A 20,113-nucleotide genomic window follows, 5' to 3' on the forward strand; every position below is an offset into this window, starting at 1 on the left:
AGGTTGCTAAGATAACAGTTTGAGTGATTATGAAAAATAACCGTAGTTAAATTTTACTTTTTTTGGATGCTGAAAATGAAGTTTTGCTCCCATTTTATTTTTTTCTGACTAAAGTGTTGCAATTCAAGATTCGACTGTTGGGCTATCCGCTTTATTTTTTCTATTTCACATTCTTCAGATAAAATCATGAGTGCTAACGTTGTAGACGATAAATATGCAGCGAGTTGAGGGAAGAGCTTTCTGAAATATTCAAAATCAGTTCCGCAATACCAGGCCATCTCTAACTCATTACGAGCTTGTTTTGGATAATAAGGTGGATTTATGGCGATGATATCAAAATGTTGTAACGGAATGTTATCAAACAAATCGCTGTGTACACATGTAATTTCACAATTATTGGGTAGTGCATTTATTTTCAAATTAGCAATAACCTTTTCACTAATATCGCTTGAAGTTACCAAGGCACCATGTTTTGCGGCGCTGATGCTGATTAAACCGTTGCCTGCTCCTAATTCGAGAAATAATTTATTTTTTAAATCAAGTTGAAGTATCGTGTTTAATAAATACTTTGTACTAAAAAAATATGCCGGGTGAAAAACACCTGCAGGGATATGCAATTTTATTCCGCTGTGCTCATAAACAGAAGCCCTCGAAATTCTCCTTTTAATTATTGGCTGTATGAACCACTGATTTAATTTTTTTGCAATACTCATTTAAAATCCTTCAATTTCAGGTTGGCGATAATGCAGCCAATACTTTTGTAAGGCTTTTATTTCATAAGGCAGTGTATAAAATCCGGTTTTATAACGGAGTGCGGATATTCCTGAAATGATTTTTTTCCTGAATGGGGTTAACTTAATGTCGCTGGCTGTAGGGTAATAACCATTTAAAACCGTTTCAAAATTTTTAATTTTATCAATCATATATGGTTTCAACCAGGGTGTTAAAGGATTTTTACGCAAATCAAAATTTTCCCATTGTGGTGAAATCCAATCTTCTAATTTTTCCGGAAAATGAAATCCTGCAGTTTTAACGGCATTGAACAATTCACTACCTTCTGTTGGAACAGGGGAATATACATAAATTATTATTTCAGTATCAGGGTTTATCGATTTAATAGTTCTGATAAAGGTAATGTCTTCATCAATTTGTTTATTTGTATCATCCTCCGACATGCCCGGTGTGCCTAATACAAATGAATATTCAGGAACAATACCAACTTTATGCAATCTGGCCGCAAATCGTTTTATTTGTTCGCCGGTTTGTGTGCCACCTTTGTCCATCATTTTCAGGATTTTATCATTGCCGGTTTCAGCACCAAAAAAAATCATTTTACAGCCGGCATCATACATCAGTTTTAAACTTTCATCCGAAAATTTATCCAATGTATCGATTCTGCCTTCTCCCCACCACGACATATTATCGTTTTTAATGAGCTGCGAAAATTCTACGCAACGTTTTTCTGAAACAAAAAAATTGTTATCATGAAATTCAATTGCATTTCCGCCATAGGTGTTTTTGAGATAGGTAATATCTTTATAAATTAATTCGGCCGATTTACCTTTCCATCTTGCGTTATAAATTGGAACAATACCACAAAATGCACAACTAAACGGACAGCCAATACTACTGTGGTAGGCAATTGTTTTTGTGCCAAGATATGTTTTACCCAAATATTTTTGTATTGGGTAAAATGAATTTAATGTTTGATACGGCAAATCAGGCAGCGCATCCTGATCGTATAATTCATCTTTGTGATTTTTTATAACAACATTATTTTCTTTCCAGATTAAATTAGGAACCAAATGCGGAGGAACGTTTTTACTTAGGTTGTCTAATAATTGTGGAAATGCCTTATCACCTGGGCCATATATAATATAATCTACAAACCCGGAATCCATTACCACACCACTTTGATTACTCGCAAAATAACCTCCCCAAATAATAACGATTTCAGGGAATTGTAGTTTTATTTTTTTGGAAAAAGGTATAGCTTGCTTTAACTGTGGTCCGGGCATTACAGAAAGCGCAAAATATTTATAATTGCCCGTTTTTATATAATTAATAATTTTTTGAAAAGGGTCGGTTTCAAGATTGCCATCTACAATTGCATAAGGGTATTTCCCATCAATAGCTGCTGCGACCGATAAAATGGAATTCGGGATGCGCGGTTTATAATTTGCTGCTCGCGGATTAAATAATATGACTCCTTTATTTTCCATTTTATTCAACTCCCTGATAAAATTTTAAATAATCGTTATTACTGTTTTCGGTATTAATAAATTTTACCGCATTATAGTTTAAATTTTGTTGTAACAGGTTTTTGGAACTTTGTTCTAATTCCAAAACTGTATTGCAAACTATATGTTTATCGGTCTGTTCGATGCGACCAACATTATAACTAACCACATACATACCATGAGCTAGTGCTTCAGCATATACTAAACATTGGCCTTCAAAAGATGAAGTATGTAATAATACTTTCGACTGATTCATAAGTGTAAATACCGATTCACGAGGAAGGTCGCCTGTGAAATTTATGGTTTGTTGTAAATTGTTTTCTTTGACCAGAGACTCAAGCTCACGTCTTAAATTTCCATCTCCAACTATTGTAGCTTTTAATTCAGGAAACACATTTTTTAAATTTGCTACAATTTGAATAAACTGTTCGGGTTGTTTTACAGGTATTAATGAGCCGACAAATAATAAATCAATATTTCTTATAGACTCTGTTTTTATTTCAGCAGGAGGCAAAGGAAATGGAATTATAGCATCTGCATTAAATCCATAATTTTTCTCCAGTATTTTATCTTGGTTTTCACTTAAGGTAACAAAATACGTTTTAGTGTGATCGATATAACGCATTACCCGGTTACCGGGTTTTACATCTTGCCCCATAAATGTTACAACAAATTTTGAAAAATATTTTTTACTGGCATAATACCCTGCAAATGCCGCTTCTCCCATCCAAAAAGCATGAATAGTGAATTTATGTGTTTTATATAATTGTTGTATACGTTTTTGTGTACGACGCAATGTGAAATAATATTTAAACCCTTTTTTATTAGCACCACCAGATGGAAAAACATTTATTCCATGCCATTGATATGGTTTTCTGGTAAACGGGTATTGCATACTGATAATATAAATATTATTTGCACCAATTTTATTTGCCAGCGCAATTACATAATCCTGAATATAAGGCACACAAGTGCTGTCCTGCTCGTTTGCAGGAAACCCGGGCGTTATTATCAGTATTTTATTATTCATGATAACAATGTTCTGCTCATCCACATGCCTGATTTTGCTAAAATGGATTTAACTTTATATTTAATTTGATGATGCTTAAAATAGTTCACTTCATTCACTACATGACTTACCGCAAATTTATAATATCGTTCAGGATAAGTACGCTTAAATTTAATATCTCGATCGCTTGACGTTTCCCAATTTATTTGTGTGGTGAAATTTTCTTCAACTTCAGCATATAATTCTGTTCCTTTAATTGGATAGGCTACCGTAATGGTAAAATAATCGGGGTTTGATGATTTTAAATGATGAATTGTTTCTTCAATATCTTTTTCATCCTCACCGGGATAACCCAACATGATAAAAGTGCCGGTTTCAATATTATATTTTTTCGCCAGCCGTATCATTTCGCGCACCTGTTCAACATCGACACGGCGATCCATTGCATCAATTATTTTTTGTGAACCACTTTCAGCACCAATCCAAACCCTGAAACAACCGCTGCGCTGCAAAAGTTCTAATACGTTTTCATTTAAACGATCAGCGCGAGTGATACATTCAAATGGTAACTGAACATTATTTTGTTCTACTAAATCGGCAAATTCTTCCATCCATTTATGACTAACCGTAAAAACATCATCTACAAACCAAAGCGAATCGGGTTGATATGTGTTTTTTATATGCAACATTTCTTCAACAACTTTCGCCGGGCTTCTACGCCTGTAACTCAACCCATAAACTGCGCGACTGCACCATTTGCAAGTATATGGACAACCGCGCATGGTTGAAATGGAAATGGCATTTTTACCGTGATGTTTTTTCCATGCTTCAAGATATAATTGGAGATTTACTTTTTTCCGGTTAGGGAATCCCAGTACATCTAAATCTTTTATTTTTTCCCTTGGTTGTGTTGTAAAAATTTCATTTTTAAATTTATAACTAATGCCTGCAACCTGAAACATATCTTTTTTTTGTTGTAAAGATGTAATCACTTCATAAAAGGTAATTTCTCCTTCTCCTAAAACAATAATATCTGCACCATGATTTAAAAATGCATTTACATGATTCCGCACTTCAGGTCCGCCAAGAATTATTGGAATATTTTTTAATACAGGATGTTTTTTAACCGTTGTTATTATTTCAAGCACATTTACTTTTGTCATTAAGTTGACATAAATGCCAATATAATCAGGCTGATAGGTTTCAATAAATTCTAATTGTGCTTTTTTAGAGCTGAATGTTGCATCAAAAACTTCATGTTCAACATTGTTTTGTTCTAAATAAGATGAAATATACAAGATACCAAGCGGCACATAGGGGCGCATGATCACCTGCTCTTTCGGGTCATCAGCAATAAAATAGCCATGTGTAAGAAGTACTTTCAAGTCGCCTTTATGATACAAATTTACTTAAGCATTACTTCTTCTGCAATGTAATGATGTAATGATCGGCGTAGTCGGACAAAAAACGGAATGGAAAACATTTTTCCAGTCCAACTAAAAGTTTGAGCAAAAATTGTTTTTTACTGAAAAAGGGATTGAGATATGATGGTGGGATAAATAATCCGATTGGTTGCAGATTTGTAATTTCAAACTGACGAAATGCTTCGGCTAATTCATTCGGACTATAATACCATGTGTCTATAAAGGTGCCATCGTCTAATTTTGAGCTTACCGCGTTGATAGAATTTCTGCGCTTAAAACCAGCGTAATTTCCTTTAATCCGAAAATACCACTTTTCCCATATACATTTTCTCCCCATAACAACGGCCACTATTTTTCCGTCCGGTTTTAAGAGTGCGTTTAGTTGGTTGCTTAAAAGTGAAATTGCTTTTTTATCCAGACAGTTCCATCCCCCAAAATTTGAAAAAATGATATCATATCCTGTTGTTGTAATTGGAAATGGTGTATTTAAATCCCAAATAAAAGTTTGAAAATTGGATTTACCTGTTGCTGATAATTTTGTTGATGCAATTTCCAGCATACCTTCAGCCACATCTGTAGCGGTAATATGGAACCCCTGCTCTGCAAACCAAACCGCGTCAACACCAGTCCCGGCGTTGGTTTCAAGTATTTTTGCGTCGGATTTAAGGTTTAATTGCCTTAAGTAATTCCAAACGCGATTTCGCTGTGCTTTCCCAATAGGTGAATCGGAAAAAACCGTATCGTAATCGTTTGCAACACTGTTAAAAGCAATAGACATAAAAAATTAAAGATAAATTAAAACAAACATACTATTTTTATTGTTTCAATAAAATGCGCCTTTTAAAACAGATACTCCTTTTAGTTTTGTCAATAAACGCAAGTGTAATATTTACACAAACCGTTTGTGACCCGGCGGGTAATGTTATGGTTTATTCCAATTATGAAGGTGGCACTTTAAACATTGATGTTGATGTAGATATTCCAAATTTAAAAATTGGCATTTCAACTTATGAACTTGTAACTGTAAATATAAGTGGCACATACGCCGGGAATGTGACAGGCGTAATTTTTGCCGGTTTTAATGCTCCGGCTTCCATTACCGGTGTTGACCCGGCAATAGTTACTGTTTATTCGACCACAACTGATAATATTGCCATCACAAATTATCTGGGCGACGAAATAATACCCGGATTTCCACCACTTGTAAATTGTATGACAGGTGCCGAAGGCTGTGGAGAAACGGCAACCGGTGGTGGCAATTCCTCTCCTCAAATTGTTCAGTTTTTTTTAGCGGAATTTGGTCCGGGCTCCACGTTTTATGCCCACTGGACCGATTACAGCTTGTTTCCAGGTAGCGATTTTCTGATTAGCGAAGGCGGAAATTGCTGTTTTGAAGACCCCGTTACCGATCCGAATCCAATTTATGTTGGCGGAGCAGAATATAATTTTTTGCCGGACACGACTTTGTTGTGTGGTGCCGATATTACGCTTGATATTTCATTTTATCAGGTTGTTTGGGGTGACCCGGAATGGAGCACAGGCGATGTTGGGTATACCGTAACCTTAGATGAGCCCGGCGTTTATTCTTTTACCGTTGCTGATTATTGTCACTATGATCCGGGTTCTTATTTACTTACCGATACCATTGTAATTGAACCTTGTGCTACAACTATTGATACTGCAATTTGTGATGGCGATAGTTATACATTACCTGATGGAACAATAGTAACAGATTCCGGTGCTTATGAAATTACTTTAACAGGCGTTGGAGGAGATGATAGTTTGGTAATTGTTAATTTATCTTTATTACCTGTATATACAATTAATATTAACGATGCTATTTGCGATGGCATTACCTATATTTTGCCTGATGGAACTTCTACAACCACTGCAGGTATCTATACATTTAATTTATTATCCGGTTCCGGTTGCGATAGTACGGTAATTATTAATTTAACCATTTCATCTTCCTATAATGAAACAATTAATGCCGCTATTTGTGCTGGTGATAATTATACTTTGCCGGATGGATTGATTGTAAACGCTACAGGAACTTATATCAGTAATTTCACAACTGTTGCAGGTTGTGATAGTATTATTACGACAAGCTTATTAGTAAATCCCGAATATTTATTTAATATCGACACAACAGTTTGTGTGGGCGAAGATGTTTTATTACCGGATGGAACAACAACAAATATTCCCGGAACTTATTTGCTTACATTTTCAACAATTAGTGGTTGCGATAGTACATTTTCATTTACGCTGAATAATTATCCTGTTACAAATATTGTATTTGATATACCACCTGTTGTTTGTGCCGAAGCAAGTCCTGTTAATTTAATTGCAAGTCCGGCCGGCGGAGTATTTTCAGGCGATGGTGTGGTGGGAAGTACATTTGATCCTGCATTAACCGGTGCAGGCGGACCATTTACAATTGCTTATAGTGTAATTGATGCCAATGGATGTATTACAACAGCAACTTATGAAATAACTGTTGATCAAAATTTTGCAGATGCAGGAAATGACACAACAATTTTTGATACCGGTGTTGCAGAATTAAATGCAAACACCGGAGGAAATTATAACTGGTCACCAAGTGCGGGATTAACCTGCATTGATTGCCCTACAACTTATTGTTCCAGCGATACCAGTATAACGTATACATTATTTTCTGTAAATCCGAATGGCTGTATTGCAAGTGATGATGTAACTGTTACAGTATTAATTTCGAATGAAAATATTTTTGTTCCCAATTCATTTACTCCTAACGGAGATGGTACTAATGATATATTTTCAATTCTGGGTCCGGGAATTATTTTGATTAAATCATTTTCAATTTATGACCGTTGGGGAGAATTAATTTTTAATGGCAACGAAGTAGGCCCCGGCGATACCGGTTCCGGCTGGGATGGAACATTTAAATCTGAACCTGTTAATCAGGGTGTATATGCTTATACTGCTCAGGTACAGCTGGTTACCGGCAGACTGGTATTTTTAAAAGGTAATGTAACATTAATTCGCTGAAGCAAAATTATTCAGACTGCCAACTGGTTCCTTCTTTATTATCTTTTAATAAAATGCCAACACCTTGCAAGGCATCACGAATTTTATCGCTGGTAGAAAAATCTTTTTTGCTTCTTGCATCTTTTCTGATGTCAATTACCAAATCCATTACACCATTTAATTTCTCATTGTTATTATCGGCTTCTTCTGTTAATCCAAAAATATCAATTAGAAAATGATGCATCAGTTGTTTTAATCTCAGTAAAGTAAATTCCTGAATATTTGCTTTTTTGTTTTGTAAACTGTTCCAGGTATTAATTAAAGATGCAGCTTCATTTAATTCAGCGATTGCCTGAGCCGAATTAAAATCATTATTCATTGCCTCATAGGTAGCAAGCAATACTTTATTTACATTAGCTTCCTCTTCGTGATTTATTGTTCCGGAAACACTAATTTGTTCAAGTAACACTTTTGCACTGATTAAACGTTTATAGCCTTTTTCTGCGGCTTTAAGTGCATCATTACTAAAATCAAGTGTACTGCGATAATGCGCTTGCAGCATGGAAAAACGAACCGTCATAGGCGAATAACCTTGATCCAACAATGGATGTGAGCCATCAAATAATTCGGCAGGTAAAAATGAATTGCCTAAACTTTTACTCATTTTTTGTCCGTTCACGGTAAGCATATTCGGATGTAACCAATATTTAACCGGATCAACCTGATTACATGCAACACATTGTGCAATTTCATTCGTATGATGTGTTGGAATTAAATCCATACCACCACAATGAATATCAAACGTTTTTCCTAAATATTTTTCACTCATTGCAGAACATTCAATATGCCAACCCGGATAAACATCTCCCCATGGTGATGGCCAACGCATAATGTGTTCAGGTTTAGCTTTAATCATGAGTGCAAAATCGAGTCTGCCTTTTTTACTTTCCTGACCATCTAATTCTCGCGTATTATTTAATTGGTCCTCTAAATTGCGACCACTTAATTTAGTGTAAGGATAAGTCTTGGCAAATTTTTCAACATCAAAATAAATGGCTTCATCGGCTTCATAAGCAAAACCATTTTCCATTATTTTTTTTGTCATTTCAATTTGTTCGATAATATGTCCGGTTGCAGTAGGCTCAATACTCGGTGGTAAACAATTAAGTGTATCCATAATGCGATGAAATTTTACAGAATATTTCTGCACAATTTCCATCGGTTCCACCTGTTCAATTTTTGCCTGTTTGCTGATACGGTCACCCGCTTCACCACTGGTACTTTCTACGTGTCCGGCATCGGTAATATTTCTTACATACCGCACTTTATATCCGAGATGCAGCATATAGCGGAACATCAAATCATACATTACAAAACTGCGGCAATTGCCCAAATGCGGCTCATTATAAACGGTTGGGCCGCAGGCATACATACCAACAAAAGGTGCATGTAAAGGCACAAAAAGTTCTTTTTGACGGCTTATAGTATTGTAAACGAATAATTGATTCTGATGAAATAATTCCTGTTCCATGGTGTAAAGTTAGCAGGTTCGTTCAAAATGATACACATTTTGATAAGAAGTTGAACGAAATGATGTTTTGTTATTTGTTAATGATGAAGCGGGTTACGCATCCATAATGGTCGCTGGAGCCTTCTTTTATGCGGTCGAAATCCACTATTGTAAATTTATCTTCATCAAATAATTGATAATCGATGCGTATAAATGGAAAAGGCGCATAAGTAGCACCAATGCCAAAGCCGCGTTCTAAAAATGCATCCTGCAAACCTGAACTCATTTTACGGTAGGTGTAAGAAACAGGAGTATCATTAAAATCGCCACATGAAATTAATGGAAATGGCGCATTTGAAATATAATGTGAAACCGTATCAGCTTCCTGTGCACGTAATGAAAAACTACTTTTTAGTTTACCGGTAACTCTTTCGGCATCAAAATCGGTATCCGCCTCATTACTGGCTTCTATAAATTCAAGGTCGTAATGACTTAATTGTGTGCTTTGTAAATGCGAGCAAAAAATCCGGACAGTATCATTATCAATTTTTAAATCGGCATAAATTGTAGAATTTAATTTACTCAGCGAAATGTATTCTAATCTGCCGGTATCAATAATCGGATATCTTGAAAAAATCACCAACCCGAAGCTCCGTGTTGAACGTGTGTTTTCAAATGCTTTGTAATAATAATAATTATTTAATCCGGTAGCCTTTAATACCATATCCAGATTACTTTTTTCTTTTGGATGATTATGGTAGGTATTAAATTCTTCCAAACATAAAATATCCGGTTTTGCGCTGGCAATATTATTAATTATTTCATCGCGGTTTTTATATTTCCCTTCTTTATTATATGCATCAAATCCTTGCACATTATATTGCATAATGGTAAACACCTTTTTCCCATCAGTATCTGTTTTTCCTATGGAACCGATTGAAAAATAACTGAAATGTGCTTTAAATCCTAATGCTAAAAATAAGAGCAAAAAATAAAATACCTTTTTCCGGAGAAAAAACCATATCAACATAAATAACAGGTAAGCAACTAAAATTGGAAAGTAACCTAAACCTAAAAAAGCCAGTGGCCAAAAACTTTCAGGACTAACAAACATTGCCAGATAAGCACCGGCTAATAGTATGCTGATAACAATTGTTATTACAAGTATAATTTTATGCCACCACCTCATTATTTCTCGTTACTGATTTTAAACAAAAATTCTTTTTCAGCTTTACTTAAACTATCATAACCGGAAACTTTAATTTTATCCAAAATGGCATCCAGTTTTGCCTGTTTGTTAATATCGTTTTCTTTTTTAGATGTTGGTCCCGCTTGTTGATTCCGATAAACAACCTTCGGTTTCTTTTTTTCAAATAAGCCTGACAATTTTGATTCAAACCGCGGCCACCAGCTAAACCAATCTCGCCCTTTCTGATAACTGCGAATATATAAAAATCCGGTTAGGGCGCCACCAAGATGTGCAATATGTCCACCGGTATTATATTCAGAAGGAATACTCAACATGTCGATAATAATAACAACCAGTGCAATATATTTTAATTTAACCGGACCAATAAAAATCATAAAGACTGAATATTCAGGCACTAAGGTTGCAGCAGCTAATACAATTGCCATAATTGCCGCAGATGCACCTACCATTGGTATTCCTACAAAAGGACTGAGCACAGGAAAAATATTATAAGCAAGTATAAATGCAAAAACCCCAACTAATCCACCTGCAAGATATAAGGGATAAACCTTTTTTTGCTGAAAAAAATCAACCAATATCCTACCAAAAAAATACAGATATAACATATTTGATATTACATGAAAAATCTCAGTAGGATCATGTAAAAACATATACGTAAAAATGGTCCAGGGTTTTGTAATGAGCACATTAACATCGCTGCTGGCATAAAACCACTTGGCAACAAAATTCAGAAATGCTTCTTTGGAACCCGAAAAATAAGCAATGAGATAAATTACCGATTGTGCAAGATATAACAACACATTCACCAGCAACAATTTCATAATTGCGCTGCCGTGTCTGAACTGATGTTTTATATCTGCTGAAAAATTCATCTTTAATAAAAATGTCTTCTGTCCTTACTCCAGTATTTCACTAATATAAACCCAAATAAAGCTCCACCCAAATGGGCAAAGTGGGCTATATTATCATCCGGACTATTTATAAAACCCATATATAATTCTATGGCAATAAATACAATCATTAGATATTTCGCTTTTATTGGAAATAGAAAATAAAGATAGATTAAAGTATTTGGGAATAACATGCCATAAGCTACAAATATTCCAAATACAGCACCAGATGCACCAACTGTAGGAGTAAAAGCCGCAACTATTTCACGCAACTGCGATTGTGAATAGGTTGCTGAAGAGATTGTATCACCATTAATAATAACGCTGGGATTAAGCGTGCCAACTGCGTTATATAGTTCGTAAGCATTAACACCCATATGTAAAAATGCAGCACCCAAGCCCGTTATTAAATAAAAGGTTAAAAAACGTTTTGGCCCCCAAAAATTTTCTAAAACTGAACCAAACATCCAAAGCGAAAACATATTAAAAAAGATATGCCCGATATCAGCATGTGTAAACATGTGGGTTACTATCTGATAAGGTTGAAAGTCAGGTGATGTAGGGAAATATAATGCGAATTTTTGCATTAAATCCGGAAAAGTAATTGTAGCCAGAAAAACTAATCCGTTTAATATTAATAAGTTTTTAATTACAGGGGGTAAAAAATTAAATCTTGTCGGTTGAAACTGCGTCATCTGCCTGATTAATTATTTTTCTGAAACTGTTTTGCTAATTCTTCCAATGAAAAACTGGTAAATGTTAAAGTGCCAAATGGCGAAACATAAGGTGTTGCGCAGGCAAACAACTGGTCGGTTAAATGCCGCATCCCTTTTTCATCCAGTTTTTGTCCGCGTTTAATACTGTTTGTTCTTGCCAGTGAACGGGCAATTACATTGTGTTTATTCAATTTAATCGCTGAACGATCCTCTTTAAACTGTTCTAACAAGTCTTCTACCACTTTTTGTTCATTACCTGATTCAAATTCTACCGGAACACCGTGAATTACAAACGCATCTTTCCCAAATGGTTGTATATCAAATCCTAAATTATTTATATCTGCTAAAAGTTCACTTAATAAAGCTGCATCGGCTGATGATAAATTTAATGTTTGTGGAAATAATTGTTGCTGTGTATGTGGTTTTTTGTTTTGCAGTTGAAATAAATATTTTTCAAACAACACACGCTCGTGTGCTGCCTGCTGATCAATTACAATAAATCCTGATTTTATTTGAGCAACAATATATTGATTGTGAATTTGAAATGAAGGTGCACTTTCTGTAATGCCATCATAAGGTGCTTCATCTAACTCTGCCTGCTGAATAAAATTTTGCTGATTAACATCATCGTTGCGCAATGTTCGCATTTCGGGAAAAGCATGTTTTTCCGATTTAGGCGAATCATTCATCTTGCTGCCAATCGTTTTGAACGAAAAATGTTTCGAAACCGTGTCTTCAGCTTTTTTATAAAAACTGGGCAAATTGGCGAAAGTGTTATCTACATCAAAATCGAGTGTCGGGGTTACACTGTATTGCGCTAAGGCATGTCGTACACCCGCCTGAATAAAAGTGTAGATGATACGTTCGTCTTCAAATTTTATTTCCTGTTTCGTGGGATGCACGTTCACATCTATACGAGACGGGTCGATATCTATAAATATTGTATATAGGGGGTAGCTGCTTTCCGGAATCAAATCGTCGTAAACGCTCATAACAGCATGATGCAGATACGGACTGCGTATATATCGGTTATTCACGAAAAAAAACTGCTCGCCTTTGGTTTTTTTCGCAGAATCGGGCTTCCCGATATAACCTCTGATGTTTGCCACTGAAGTATTTTCTTCAACCGGCACCAGTTTTTCATTGTAACTATTCCCAAATAAATGAATAATCCGCTGGCGGTGGTTGCCGGCTTTCAGATGAAATATTTCGACACCATTATGCTGAAAACTAAAAAATATATTGGGATGTGCTAATGCCACACGTTCAAACTCATCAATAATATGTTTGAGTTCTACTGTGTTGGATTTCAAGAAGTTACGACGGGCAGGAACATTGTAAAACAGGTTTTTAACTGAAATATTGCTGCCTCCTGAACATTGCACCTGTTCCTGACTTTTTACTTCAAAACCTTCAATTACGATTCTGGTGCCCAATTCGGCATCGTGTAACCTGGTTTTCATCTCAACCTGAGCAATAGCGGCAATACTAGCCATGGCTTCACCCCTGAAACCCTTGGTACGTATGGTAAAAATGTCTTCTGTAGTCCTTATTTTACTGGTTGCATGCCGTTCAAAACACATTCTGGCATCGGTAGGGCTCATTCCGCAACCATTATCGATTACCTGAATCAGGGTTTTTCCTGCATCTTTTATCACCAGCCTAATCTCCGTTGCACCTGCATCCACCGCGTTTTCAATGAGCTCTTTCACTGCTGATGCCGGGCGCTGAATTACTTCCCCCGCCGCAATCTGATTGGCTATTGAATCCGGTAATAAATGAATAATATCTGACATGTCCTTCCTCTCCCTGTATTGTCTGAAATAATTTGCCTAAAGTTGTATCAAATAATACGGTTCCACCGTTTAATTGCAAAGGTAAGTATAATACGCTTGGCTGATTGTCTTAATTTGTGAGATGATAACATCATTTTTGGCGTAAAATATGCTCTTTGCATAACCATGAAGGTTATTTTTGCATCAAAACAGGCAAATTTCAAAATAAAAAACGAACTGTGTATATAAAATCACTCCTCATACTCTTATTTACTTTCGGATTTGCATCAGCATCTTTTCAAAGTCAGGCTCCTGAAAAAGATGTTGAACATAAAATTCCGTACTTCGACCAAAATTATCCTTGGGTTGATTCCTTAATGCAGGTGATGACTATCGACCAAAAGATTGGTCAGCTTTTTATGGTTGCAGCATACTCAAATAAAGATGCGGCGCATGTAAAAGAGGTTGAAACGCTCATAAAAAAGTATCAGCTCGGTGGTCTCATTTTTATGCAAGGTGGTCCTGCACGTCAGGTTAAACTGACCAACAATTATCAGAGTATGTCGAAAGTGCCACTGTTAATTGCCATGGATGCAGAATGGGGGCCTGCTATGCGTTTGGATTCCGTTATTTCATTTCAGCGTCAACTTACCTGGGGCGCCATGAATAATGATTCAACTGTGTATGAAGTAGGAACTATAATTGCACAACAATTAAAAAGACTTGGCGTGCATGTCAATTTTGCACCGGATATTGATATTAATAACAATTATAAAAATCCAGTAATTGGTGACCGCGCGTTTGGAGAAGATAAATATAATGTTGCTTTAAAGGGGTTGATGTACATGAATGCATTGCAGGATAATCATATTCTTGCATGTGGTAAACATTTTCCGGGACATGGCGATGTTGATGCAGATAGTCATGTTACGATGCCGGTTGTGAATCATAGCTACCAACATTTAGATTCATTAGAATTTTATCCATTTAAAATTTTAATGAACGAAGGTTTGGGTTCAGTAATGCTTGCACATTTATTTGTTCCTGCTTTAGATAATACTGAAAATAGCGCAGCATCAATTTCCCAAAAAATTGGTACCGGAATTTTACGCGACTCACTTGGATTTCGCGGATTGGTTTTTAGTGATGCGCTAAATATGAAAGGCGTGAGCAGTTATTTTAAACCCGGTGAATTAGAAGTAAAAGCTTTTTTAGCAGGTAACGATTTTTTATTATTCAGTGAAAATGTTCCTGTTGCGTTTGAAGCAATAAAAGCTGCAGTTGCAAACGGAACAATTTCTGAGCAACGTTTAGATGAAAGTGTTCGCCGTATTTTAAAAGCAAAAGCATTTGCAGGTTTAGATAATTATAAACCGGTTAATGTAACCAATATTACCTTCGATTTAAATACAACTGAAGCCACGTTAGTAAAAAGAAAAATTACGGAAAACAGTATCACACTGGCAAATGCTGTTGATAGTTTAATTCCGTTTAAAAAATTAGATACTTTATCTATTGGATGTGTAAGTGTTAGCAATGGCAACAAAACTACTTTTCAGGAATATTTAAGTAAATATGGAAAAGTAGATAATTTTCAAATAAATAAAGATGCGGATGCCGCAGCATACATTCAAATGTATGAAAAATTAAAAAAGTATGATGTGGTAATAGTTGGCATCCACGACATGAAACGTGCACGTTCAAGTAATTATGGAATTACCTCTCAAACAGAAAATTTAGTTTGGAAATTATCGCTGGTAACAAAAACTGCAGCAGTAGTATTTGGTATTCCTTATGCATTGGAAAAAGTAGATGCTGCCCAATATCATATTGTTGCTTACGATGATGATAATTATACCCAGCAAGCCACAGCCATGGCTCTTTTTGGTGCCATTCCGTTTGATGGAAAATTACCTGTTGGTATTGGCGATTTCAAAGTTAATGATGGTATGCAAACCGGTTATTTAAATCGGTTAAAATATACAATTCCTGAAGAGTTAGGAATTAATTCTGAACGTATGTCACGTATCGATAGTTTGGCCAAAGCATGTATACAAGTTGAAGCAGCACCGGGATTACAAATTTTGGTTGCAAAAAATGGTAAAATAATTTGGGATAAAGCATACGGTTATTATAAATACGACAAAAAAACAAAAGTTGAAACAAGCAGTATTTATGATCTTGCCAGTGTAACAAAAACTTCTGCAACAACCATGATGTTAATGCAATTGCATGAACAAGGTTTACTCGATTTAACGAAAACTGTTGCCGATTATTTACCGGATACCAAAGGAACAAATATAGCAGGATTAAAAATGCAGGATATTTTAACACACCAGTCCGGATTACCTGCATGGGTGCCTTTTTATAAAAAAACATTATTGGCAGATGGCACTCCGGATCCCGGATATTACAGTCAGACAAAAATTGCCGGATATACTACACTTGTTGCTGATAATTTATACATGCGTGATGATTATCAGGATACCATCTGGCAAAAAATAAAAGATATTACACTGAAAGAAAAAAATAAATACGTTTACAGCGATTTAGGATTATACATTTCACGCCGTGTTGCAGAACAACTAACCGGTCAGCGTTTAGATAATTATGTTTATAACCATTTTTATAATGCGCTTGGTATGACGACTACTTGTTTTAATCCACTGACAATTTTTCCACGTACACAAATTGTTCCAACAGAAAACGATAATTATTTCCGCTATCAAACAGTGCAGGGATATGTTCATGATATGGGTGCTGCAATGATGGGTGGGGTAGAAGGTCATGCTGGATTATTTTCAAATGCTGAAGACCTGGTGAAACTTTATCAAATGTTATTAAATGGTGGTGAATATGGTGGAGAAAGATATTTTAAAGAAGAAACAATTAATCTCTGGACAAAAAAACAAAGTGGTATTTCGCGCAGAGGTATAGCATTCGATAAACCTGATATGGAAAATACATCACCATGCAGCGGATATGCATCTGCACAAACATTCGGTCATCAGGGTTTTACAGGAATTTGTGTTTGGGTAGATCCTAAATACGATTTAGTTTATCTCTTCCTCAGCAATCGCGTTCAACCCAAAGCTGACCCAAACCGATTAAGTACGGAAGGTATCAGAAATAAAGTAATGGACGTGATTTACGAATCAATTTTTGCTGCAGATGTTCACGGTGGAGCTGCGTCGGATTAATTAGCAAATTAGCTGATTAGCTAATGGGGTTTCTGAGTTAGTTTGAAATTTTTACTCAAATTCGAATTTTATTTATTCATCGGAGATGAAAATGGGTTAATATTTATTAACCCCAATAAGAGCTCCGAATTAAAAGGTTGCTCAGCCGCGGCGGACACATTAAATCTTTACATTAACTACCTTTTTATAATAAGCCTCATACAGCGGAAGAATATTATCCAGCGAAAATTTATTCGCTTGTTTTATTGCATTTTTTCTGAATTGCATTAAAGTAGCTTCGTCGCTTAATATTTTAATTGCATTGGCTGCCATATCATCTACATCGCCTACATTACTTAAATAACCCGTAACACCCTGCACATTAATTTCAGGAATACCACCGGTGTTGGTTGAAATTACTGGCACTTCACAAGCCATTGCTTCAAGTGCAGCAAGTCCAAAACTTTCTGTTTCTGATGGTAAAACAAATAAATCGGCTATGGCTAATAATTCTTCAACAGCCTCCTGTTTTCCTAAAAAATAAACATCATCTTCCATACAAACCTGACGTGTTAATTTTTCAACGTTTTGTCGTTCAGGTCCGTCGCCAACTAATAATAATTTTGCGGGAATAGCTTCTTTTATTTTACAAAAAACTTTTACCACATCTTCAACCCGTTTTACCTTGCGGAAATTGGAAGTGTGCACAATAATTTTTTCTCCGTTTTTTGCAATTACTTTTCTGAAATGCTCTTTATCTAATTTTTTAAACCTGCTGAAATCAATAAAGTTGGGAATTACTTCAATATCTTTTGTTATTTCAAAATTCTGATAAGTTTCATCTTTCAAACTTTGTGAAACTGAAGTTATACCATCACTTTGATTAATAGAAAAAGTTACTACCGGAATAAAAGTTTCATCTTTCCCAACTAAAGTAATATCCGTTCCATGCAGGGTTGTGATAAATGGCAGGTGATAATTTTTTTCCTTTAAAATTTGTTTAGCAATATAAGCGGCACTTGCATGTGGAATAGCATAATGTACATGTAGCAAATCCAGTTTTTCAAATAAAGCAACATCTACAATTTTACTGGCTAGTGCAGTTTCATAAGGTGGATATTCAAACAGGGGATAATTACTAAAATTTACTTCATGAAAAAAAATGTTTTCGTGAAATGAATCCAACCGGAAGGGTTGCTTATAGGTGATAAAATGTACTTTATATCCCTTATCTGCCAGCGCTTTGCCGAGTTCTGTTGCAATAACACCGCTACCACCATAGGTTGGGTAACAAACAATTCCGATTTTCATGCTGTGAAGTTAGTGACATATTTAATACAATTAAGCGCAGATTTGTTCGCTAAACAGAAAATAATTCTCCAAAACCCGTTAAATACCCACCTTCCTGCCCACTATGGCCCGCCTTTCATTTCGATAACTCACAATTTATAACGAAATTTGCTCACTTAAACAGTACATTATGTCGATTTTTGATCAGGTAAATGAAGGCATTAAAAATGCCATGAAAAATAAAGAAGAAGCAACTTTACGTGCACTGCGCGGCGTTAAGTCTGCACTGCTATTAGCAAAAACTGAAAAAGGTGCTGCCGACGAACTAAGCGAAGAAAAAGAAATTCAGGTTCTGCAAAAATTAGTAAAACAACGCAAAGAAAGTCTCGAAATTTACACCGCTCAAAACCGTGCCGACCTTGCTGCAGTTGAATCGGAAGAAATTACCGTAATCGAAAAATTCCTGCCGAAACAAATGGATGAAGCGGAAGTGCGTGGTATTTTGCAAAATATTATAGTAACAGTTGGTGCAAGTGGTCCGCAAGATATGGGTAAAGTAATGGGTGTAGCTACAAAACAATTAGCCGGAAAAGCAGATGGTAAATTAATTTCCACCCTGGTGAAAGAATTACTTGCTTCTTAAGCCTGTTTTTATGCTTAGATTTTAATTCAAAATTTACAGTTAATGATAATCGACATCATTTTCTTTATCGTTTTATTATTGGCCTTGATTAATGGTTTTCGCAAGGGGATTATTCATTCAATAGTTTCTTTACTTGCATTAATTATTGGCATTATAGCAGCAGTTCGCCTGAGTGAACTAGCGGCGGTGTATATCGACAGGTGGTTTAATGTTGCTTCGCGCTATCTTCCGCTGATTTCTTTTATTGTGGTGTTTATTGGCATTTATTTATTATTCCGATTGCTGGAACAAGTGCTGGAAGGTTTCTTTAAAATGATAAAACTCAATTTTATCAATCAGTGCGCCGGTGCTTTGGTTTGGGGATTAATCTGGACCATGTTTTATTCAACAGTGTTGTTTTATATTAATAATATGGAATTGTTTGCAGATGAAACAAAAAAAGATTCCTTCGTATTTGAAAAAATTGAACCACTTGCTCCAAAAACAATTGAACTGGTTGGGAAAGTAATTCCGCCCGTAAAAAATGTATTTAATACAATGGAAATCTGGTTCGATGAATTTAAAATGAATCATCAGACCGAAGCCGAACAATGAAAATTTTATTGCTCGACAATTACGATTCTTTTACCTATAATCTATTTGATTATTTATCGCAGTGTGGCGCAGATGTGCTGGTTAAGCGCAATGATGCCATTTCGGTTAATGAAGTAAAATCCCTCCCCATAAAAGCAATTGTTATTTCGCCGGGCCCAAAACGACCTGAAGATGCCGGAATTTCCATGGATTTGATTCACCATTTCCACGCCACCCTGCCCATTTTGGGGGTATGTCTCGGCTATCAGGCTCTGGGAGCGTATTTTGGGGCATCGGTTGTCCGCTCACCCCTTCCGCAGCATGGAAAAACCTCCCAAATTGAACATAATGCCCTTGGTTTGTTTAAAAATATTCCTTCCCCAACAACAGTAATGCGCTATCATAGCCTGAATATTGCGGAAATCCCTGCTATTTTGAACATTACGGCCTCCACTACCTTAACGGGGGAGCCAATGGCGCTGCAACATAAAAATTTGCCATTATGTGGGGTGCAATTCCATCCTGAAAGCATCCAAACACCTTGTGGTATGCAGCTTTTGACCAACTGGCTGGACAGTATACCCCATTGATTGCTATTTAAATCTTTAATAACGAACCAAAATTCATATTTTTGTGATTCACTGATAG

Annotated in this window: 16 protein-coding genes; 5 read left to right on the forward strand and 11 right to left on the reverse strand. The window is 35.9% G+C overall.

The genetic code is table 11. From position 1 onward, the window contains the following. Window positions 1-53: 53 nt before the first annotated feature. Genes IPI65_01925 through IPI65_01945 form a run of 5 tightly spaced genes read right to left on the reverse strand, consistent with a single transcriptional unit; the run spans window position 54 to window position 5,451 of the window. Window positions 54-713, reverse strand: coding sequence for a methyltransferase (locus IPI65_01925; protein ID MBK7440310.1), 660 nt, complete (start codon window positions 711-713; stop codon window positions 54-56). After that, a complete protein-coding gene (locus IPI65_01930; protein MBK7440311.1) occupies window positions 714-2,222 on the reverse strand; it encodes a radical SAM protein in 1,509 nt (502 codons plus the stop codon). 1 nt (window position 2,223) lies between these two features. Next, window positions 2,224-3,294, reverse strand: a complete 1,071-nt coding sequence (locus tag IPI65_01935) for a glycosyltransferase family 4 protein (protein MBK7440312.1) — start codon at window positions 3,292-3,294, stop codon at window positions 2,224-2,226. After that, complete coding sequence (locus IPI65_01940) at window positions 3,267-4,634, reverse strand: B12-binding domain-containing radical SAM protein (GenBank protein ID MBK7440313.1); 1,368 nt, start codon at window positions 4,632-4,634, stop codon at window positions 3,267-3,269. The genes IPI65_01935 and IPI65_01940 overlap by 28 nt, the downstream gene beginning before the upstream one ends. A 31-nt stretch (window positions 4,635-4,665) precedes the next feature. Further along, complete coding sequence (locus IPI65_01945) at window positions 4,666-5,451, reverse strand: methyltransferase domain-containing protein (GenBank protein ID MBK7440314.1); 786 nt, start codon at window positions 5,449-5,451, stop codon at window positions 4,666-4,668. 53 nt (window positions 5,452-5,504) lie between these two features. On the opposite strand from IPI65_01945, the gene IPI65_01950 reads away from it, so the two are divergent. After that, window positions 5,505-7,700 carry a gliding motility-associated C-terminal domain-containing protein gene (locus IPI65_01950; protein ID MBK7440315.1) on the forward strand — a complete coding sequence of 732 codons (2,196 nt, stop codon included), beginning with the start codon at window positions 5,505-5,507 and terminating at the stop codon, window positions 7,698-7,700. Window positions 7,701-7,707: 7 nt separating this feature from the next. On the opposite strand, the gene IPI65_01955 is transcribed toward IPI65_01950, so the two are convergent. The 5 genes from IPI65_01955 to mutL form a co-directional block, all read right to left on the reverse strand. Then, window positions 7,708-9,210 (reverse strand): cysteine--tRNA ligase, encoded by a 1,503-nt coding sequence (locus IPI65_01955; protein MBK7440316.1) that lies wholly within the window; start codon window positions 9,208-9,210, stop codon window positions 7,708-7,710. 70 nt (window positions 9,211-9,280) lie between these two features. Next, complete coding sequence (locus IPI65_01960) at window positions 9,281-10,378, reverse strand: endonuclease/exonuclease/phosphatase family protein (protein ID MBK7440317.1); 1,098 nt, start codon at window positions 10,376-10,378, stop codon at window positions 9,281-9,283. After that, window positions 10,378-11,271 (reverse strand): rhomboid family intramembrane serine protease, encoded by an 894-nt coding sequence (locus IPI65_01965; protein ID MBK7440318.1) that lies wholly within the window; start codon window positions 11,269-11,271, stop codon window positions 10,378-10,380. Before IPI65_01965 ends, IPI65_01960 begins: the two co-directional genes overlap by 1 nt. A gap of 2 nt (window positions 11,272-11,273) precedes the next feature. Next, the gene (locus IPI65_01970; GenBank protein MBK7440319.1) at window positions 11,274-11,984 is read right to left on the reverse strand and encodes a rhomboid family intramembrane serine protease; all 711 of its coding nucleotides are present in this window, start codon (window positions 11,982-11,984) and stop codon (window positions 11,274-11,276) included. An 8-nt stretch (window positions 11,985-11,992) separates the two neighbouring features. After that, window positions 11,993-13,801, reverse strand: coding sequence for a DNA mismatch repair endonuclease MutL (gene mutL / locus IPI65_01975; protein ID MBK7440320.1), 1,809 nt, complete (start codon window positions 13,799-13,801; stop codon window positions 11,993-11,995). A 218-nt stretch (window positions 13,802-14,019) separates the two neighbouring features. On the opposite strand from mutL, the gene IPI65_01980 reads away from it, so the two are divergent. After that, a complete protein-coding gene (locus tag IPI65_01980) occupies window positions 14,020-16,980 on the forward strand; it encodes a serine hydrolase (protein MBK7440321.1) in 2,961 nt (986 codons plus the stop codon). A 159-nt stretch (window positions 16,981-17,139) separates the two neighbouring features. Here the strand turns inward: IPI65_01980 and bshA are convergent, their stop codons facing one another. Then, on the reverse strand, window positions 17,140-18,270 hold the full coding sequence (gene bshA, locus IPI65_01985; GenBank protein MBK7440322.1) for an N-acetyl-alpha-D-glucosaminyl L-malate synthase BshA: 1,131 nt from the start codon (window positions 18,268-18,270) through the stop codon (window positions 17,140-17,142). A gap of 169 nt (window positions 18,271-18,439) precedes the next feature. Between bshA and IPI65_01990 the strand changes: the two genes are divergently transcribed. From IPI65_01990 to IPI65_02000, 3 genes are read left to right on the forward strand one after another with little or no spacing between them, the layout of a single operon-like run. Then, a complete protein-coding gene (locus tag IPI65_01990; protein ID MBK7440323.1) occupies window positions 18,440-18,892 on the forward strand; it encodes a GatB/YqeY domain-containing protein in 453 nt (150 codons plus the stop codon). Between the two features lie 42 nt (window positions 18,893-18,934). Then, window positions 18,935-19,486 carry a CvpA family protein gene (locus IPI65_01995; GenBank protein ID MBK7440324.1) on the forward strand — a complete coding sequence of 184 codons (552 nt, stop codon included), beginning with the start codon at window positions 18,935-18,937 and terminating at the stop codon, window positions 19,484-19,486. Continuing rightward, a complete protein-coding gene (locus IPI65_02000) occupies window positions 19,483-20,055 on the forward strand; it encodes an aminodeoxychorismate/anthranilate synthase component II (protein ID MBK7440325.1) in 573 nt (190 codons plus the stop codon). Before IPI65_01995 ends, IPI65_02000 begins: the two co-directional genes overlap by 4 nt. Window positions 20,056-20,113 lie beyond the last annotated feature (58 nt).

Source organism: Bacteroidota bacterium, from assembly GCA_016706255.1.
Taxonomy (GTDB): Bacteria; Bacteroidota; Bacteroidia; order Chitinophagales; family BACL12; genus UBA7236.

Excerpts from the sequence above, each read along its gene's own strand:
- IPI65_01925 (MBK7440310.1), bottom strand. The coding sequence starts at position 713 with ATGAGTATTGCAAAAAAATTAAATCAGTGGTTCATACAGCCAATAATT.
- IPI65_01930 (MBK7440311.1), bottom strand. The coding sequence starts at position 2,222 with ATGGAAAATAAAGGAGTCATATTATTTAATCCGCGAGCAGCAAATTAT.
- IPI65_01945 (MBK7440314.1), bottom strand. The coding sequence starts at position 5,451 with ATGTCTATTGCTTTTAACAGTGTTGCAAACGATTACGATACGGTTTTT.
- IPI65_01950 (MBK7440315.1), top strand. The coding sequence starts at position 5,505 with ATGCGCCTTTTAAAACAGATACTCCTTTTAGTTTTGTCAATAAACGCA.
- IPI65_01955 (MBK7440316.1), bottom strand. The coding sequence starts at position 9,210 with ATGGAACAGGAATTATTTCATCAGAATCAATTATTCGTTTACAATACT.
- IPI65_01960 (MBK7440317.1), bottom strand. The coding sequence starts at position 10,378 with ATGAGGTGGTGGCATAAAATTATACTTGTAATAACAATTGTTATCAGC.
- IPI65_01965 (MBK7440318.1), bottom strand. The coding sequence starts at position 11,271 with ATGAATTTTTCAGCAGATATAAAACATCAGTTCAGACACGGCAGCGCA.
- IPI65_01970 (MBK7440319.1), bottom strand. The coding sequence starts at position 11,984 with ATGACGCAGTTTCAACCGACAAGATTTAATTTTTTACCCCCTGTAATT.
- mutL (MBK7440320.1), bottom strand. The coding sequence starts at position 13,801 with ATGTCAGATATTATTCATTTATTACCGGATTCAATAGCCAATCAGATT.
- bshA (MBK7440322.1), bottom strand. The coding sequence starts at position 18,270 with ATGAAAATCGGAATTGTTTGTTACCCAACCTATGGTGGTAGCGGTGTT.
- IPI65_01990 (MBK7440323.1), top strand. The coding sequence starts at position 18,440 with ATGTCGATTTTTGATCAGGTAAATGAAGGCATTAAAAATGCCATGAAA.
- IPI65_01995 (MBK7440324.1), top strand. The coding sequence starts at position 18,935 with ATGATAATCGACATCATTTTCTTTATCGTTTTATTATTGGCCTTGATT.
- IPI65_02000 (MBK7440325.1), top strand. The coding sequence starts at position 19,483 with ATGAAAATTTTATTGCTCGACAATTACGATTCTTTTACCTATAATCTA.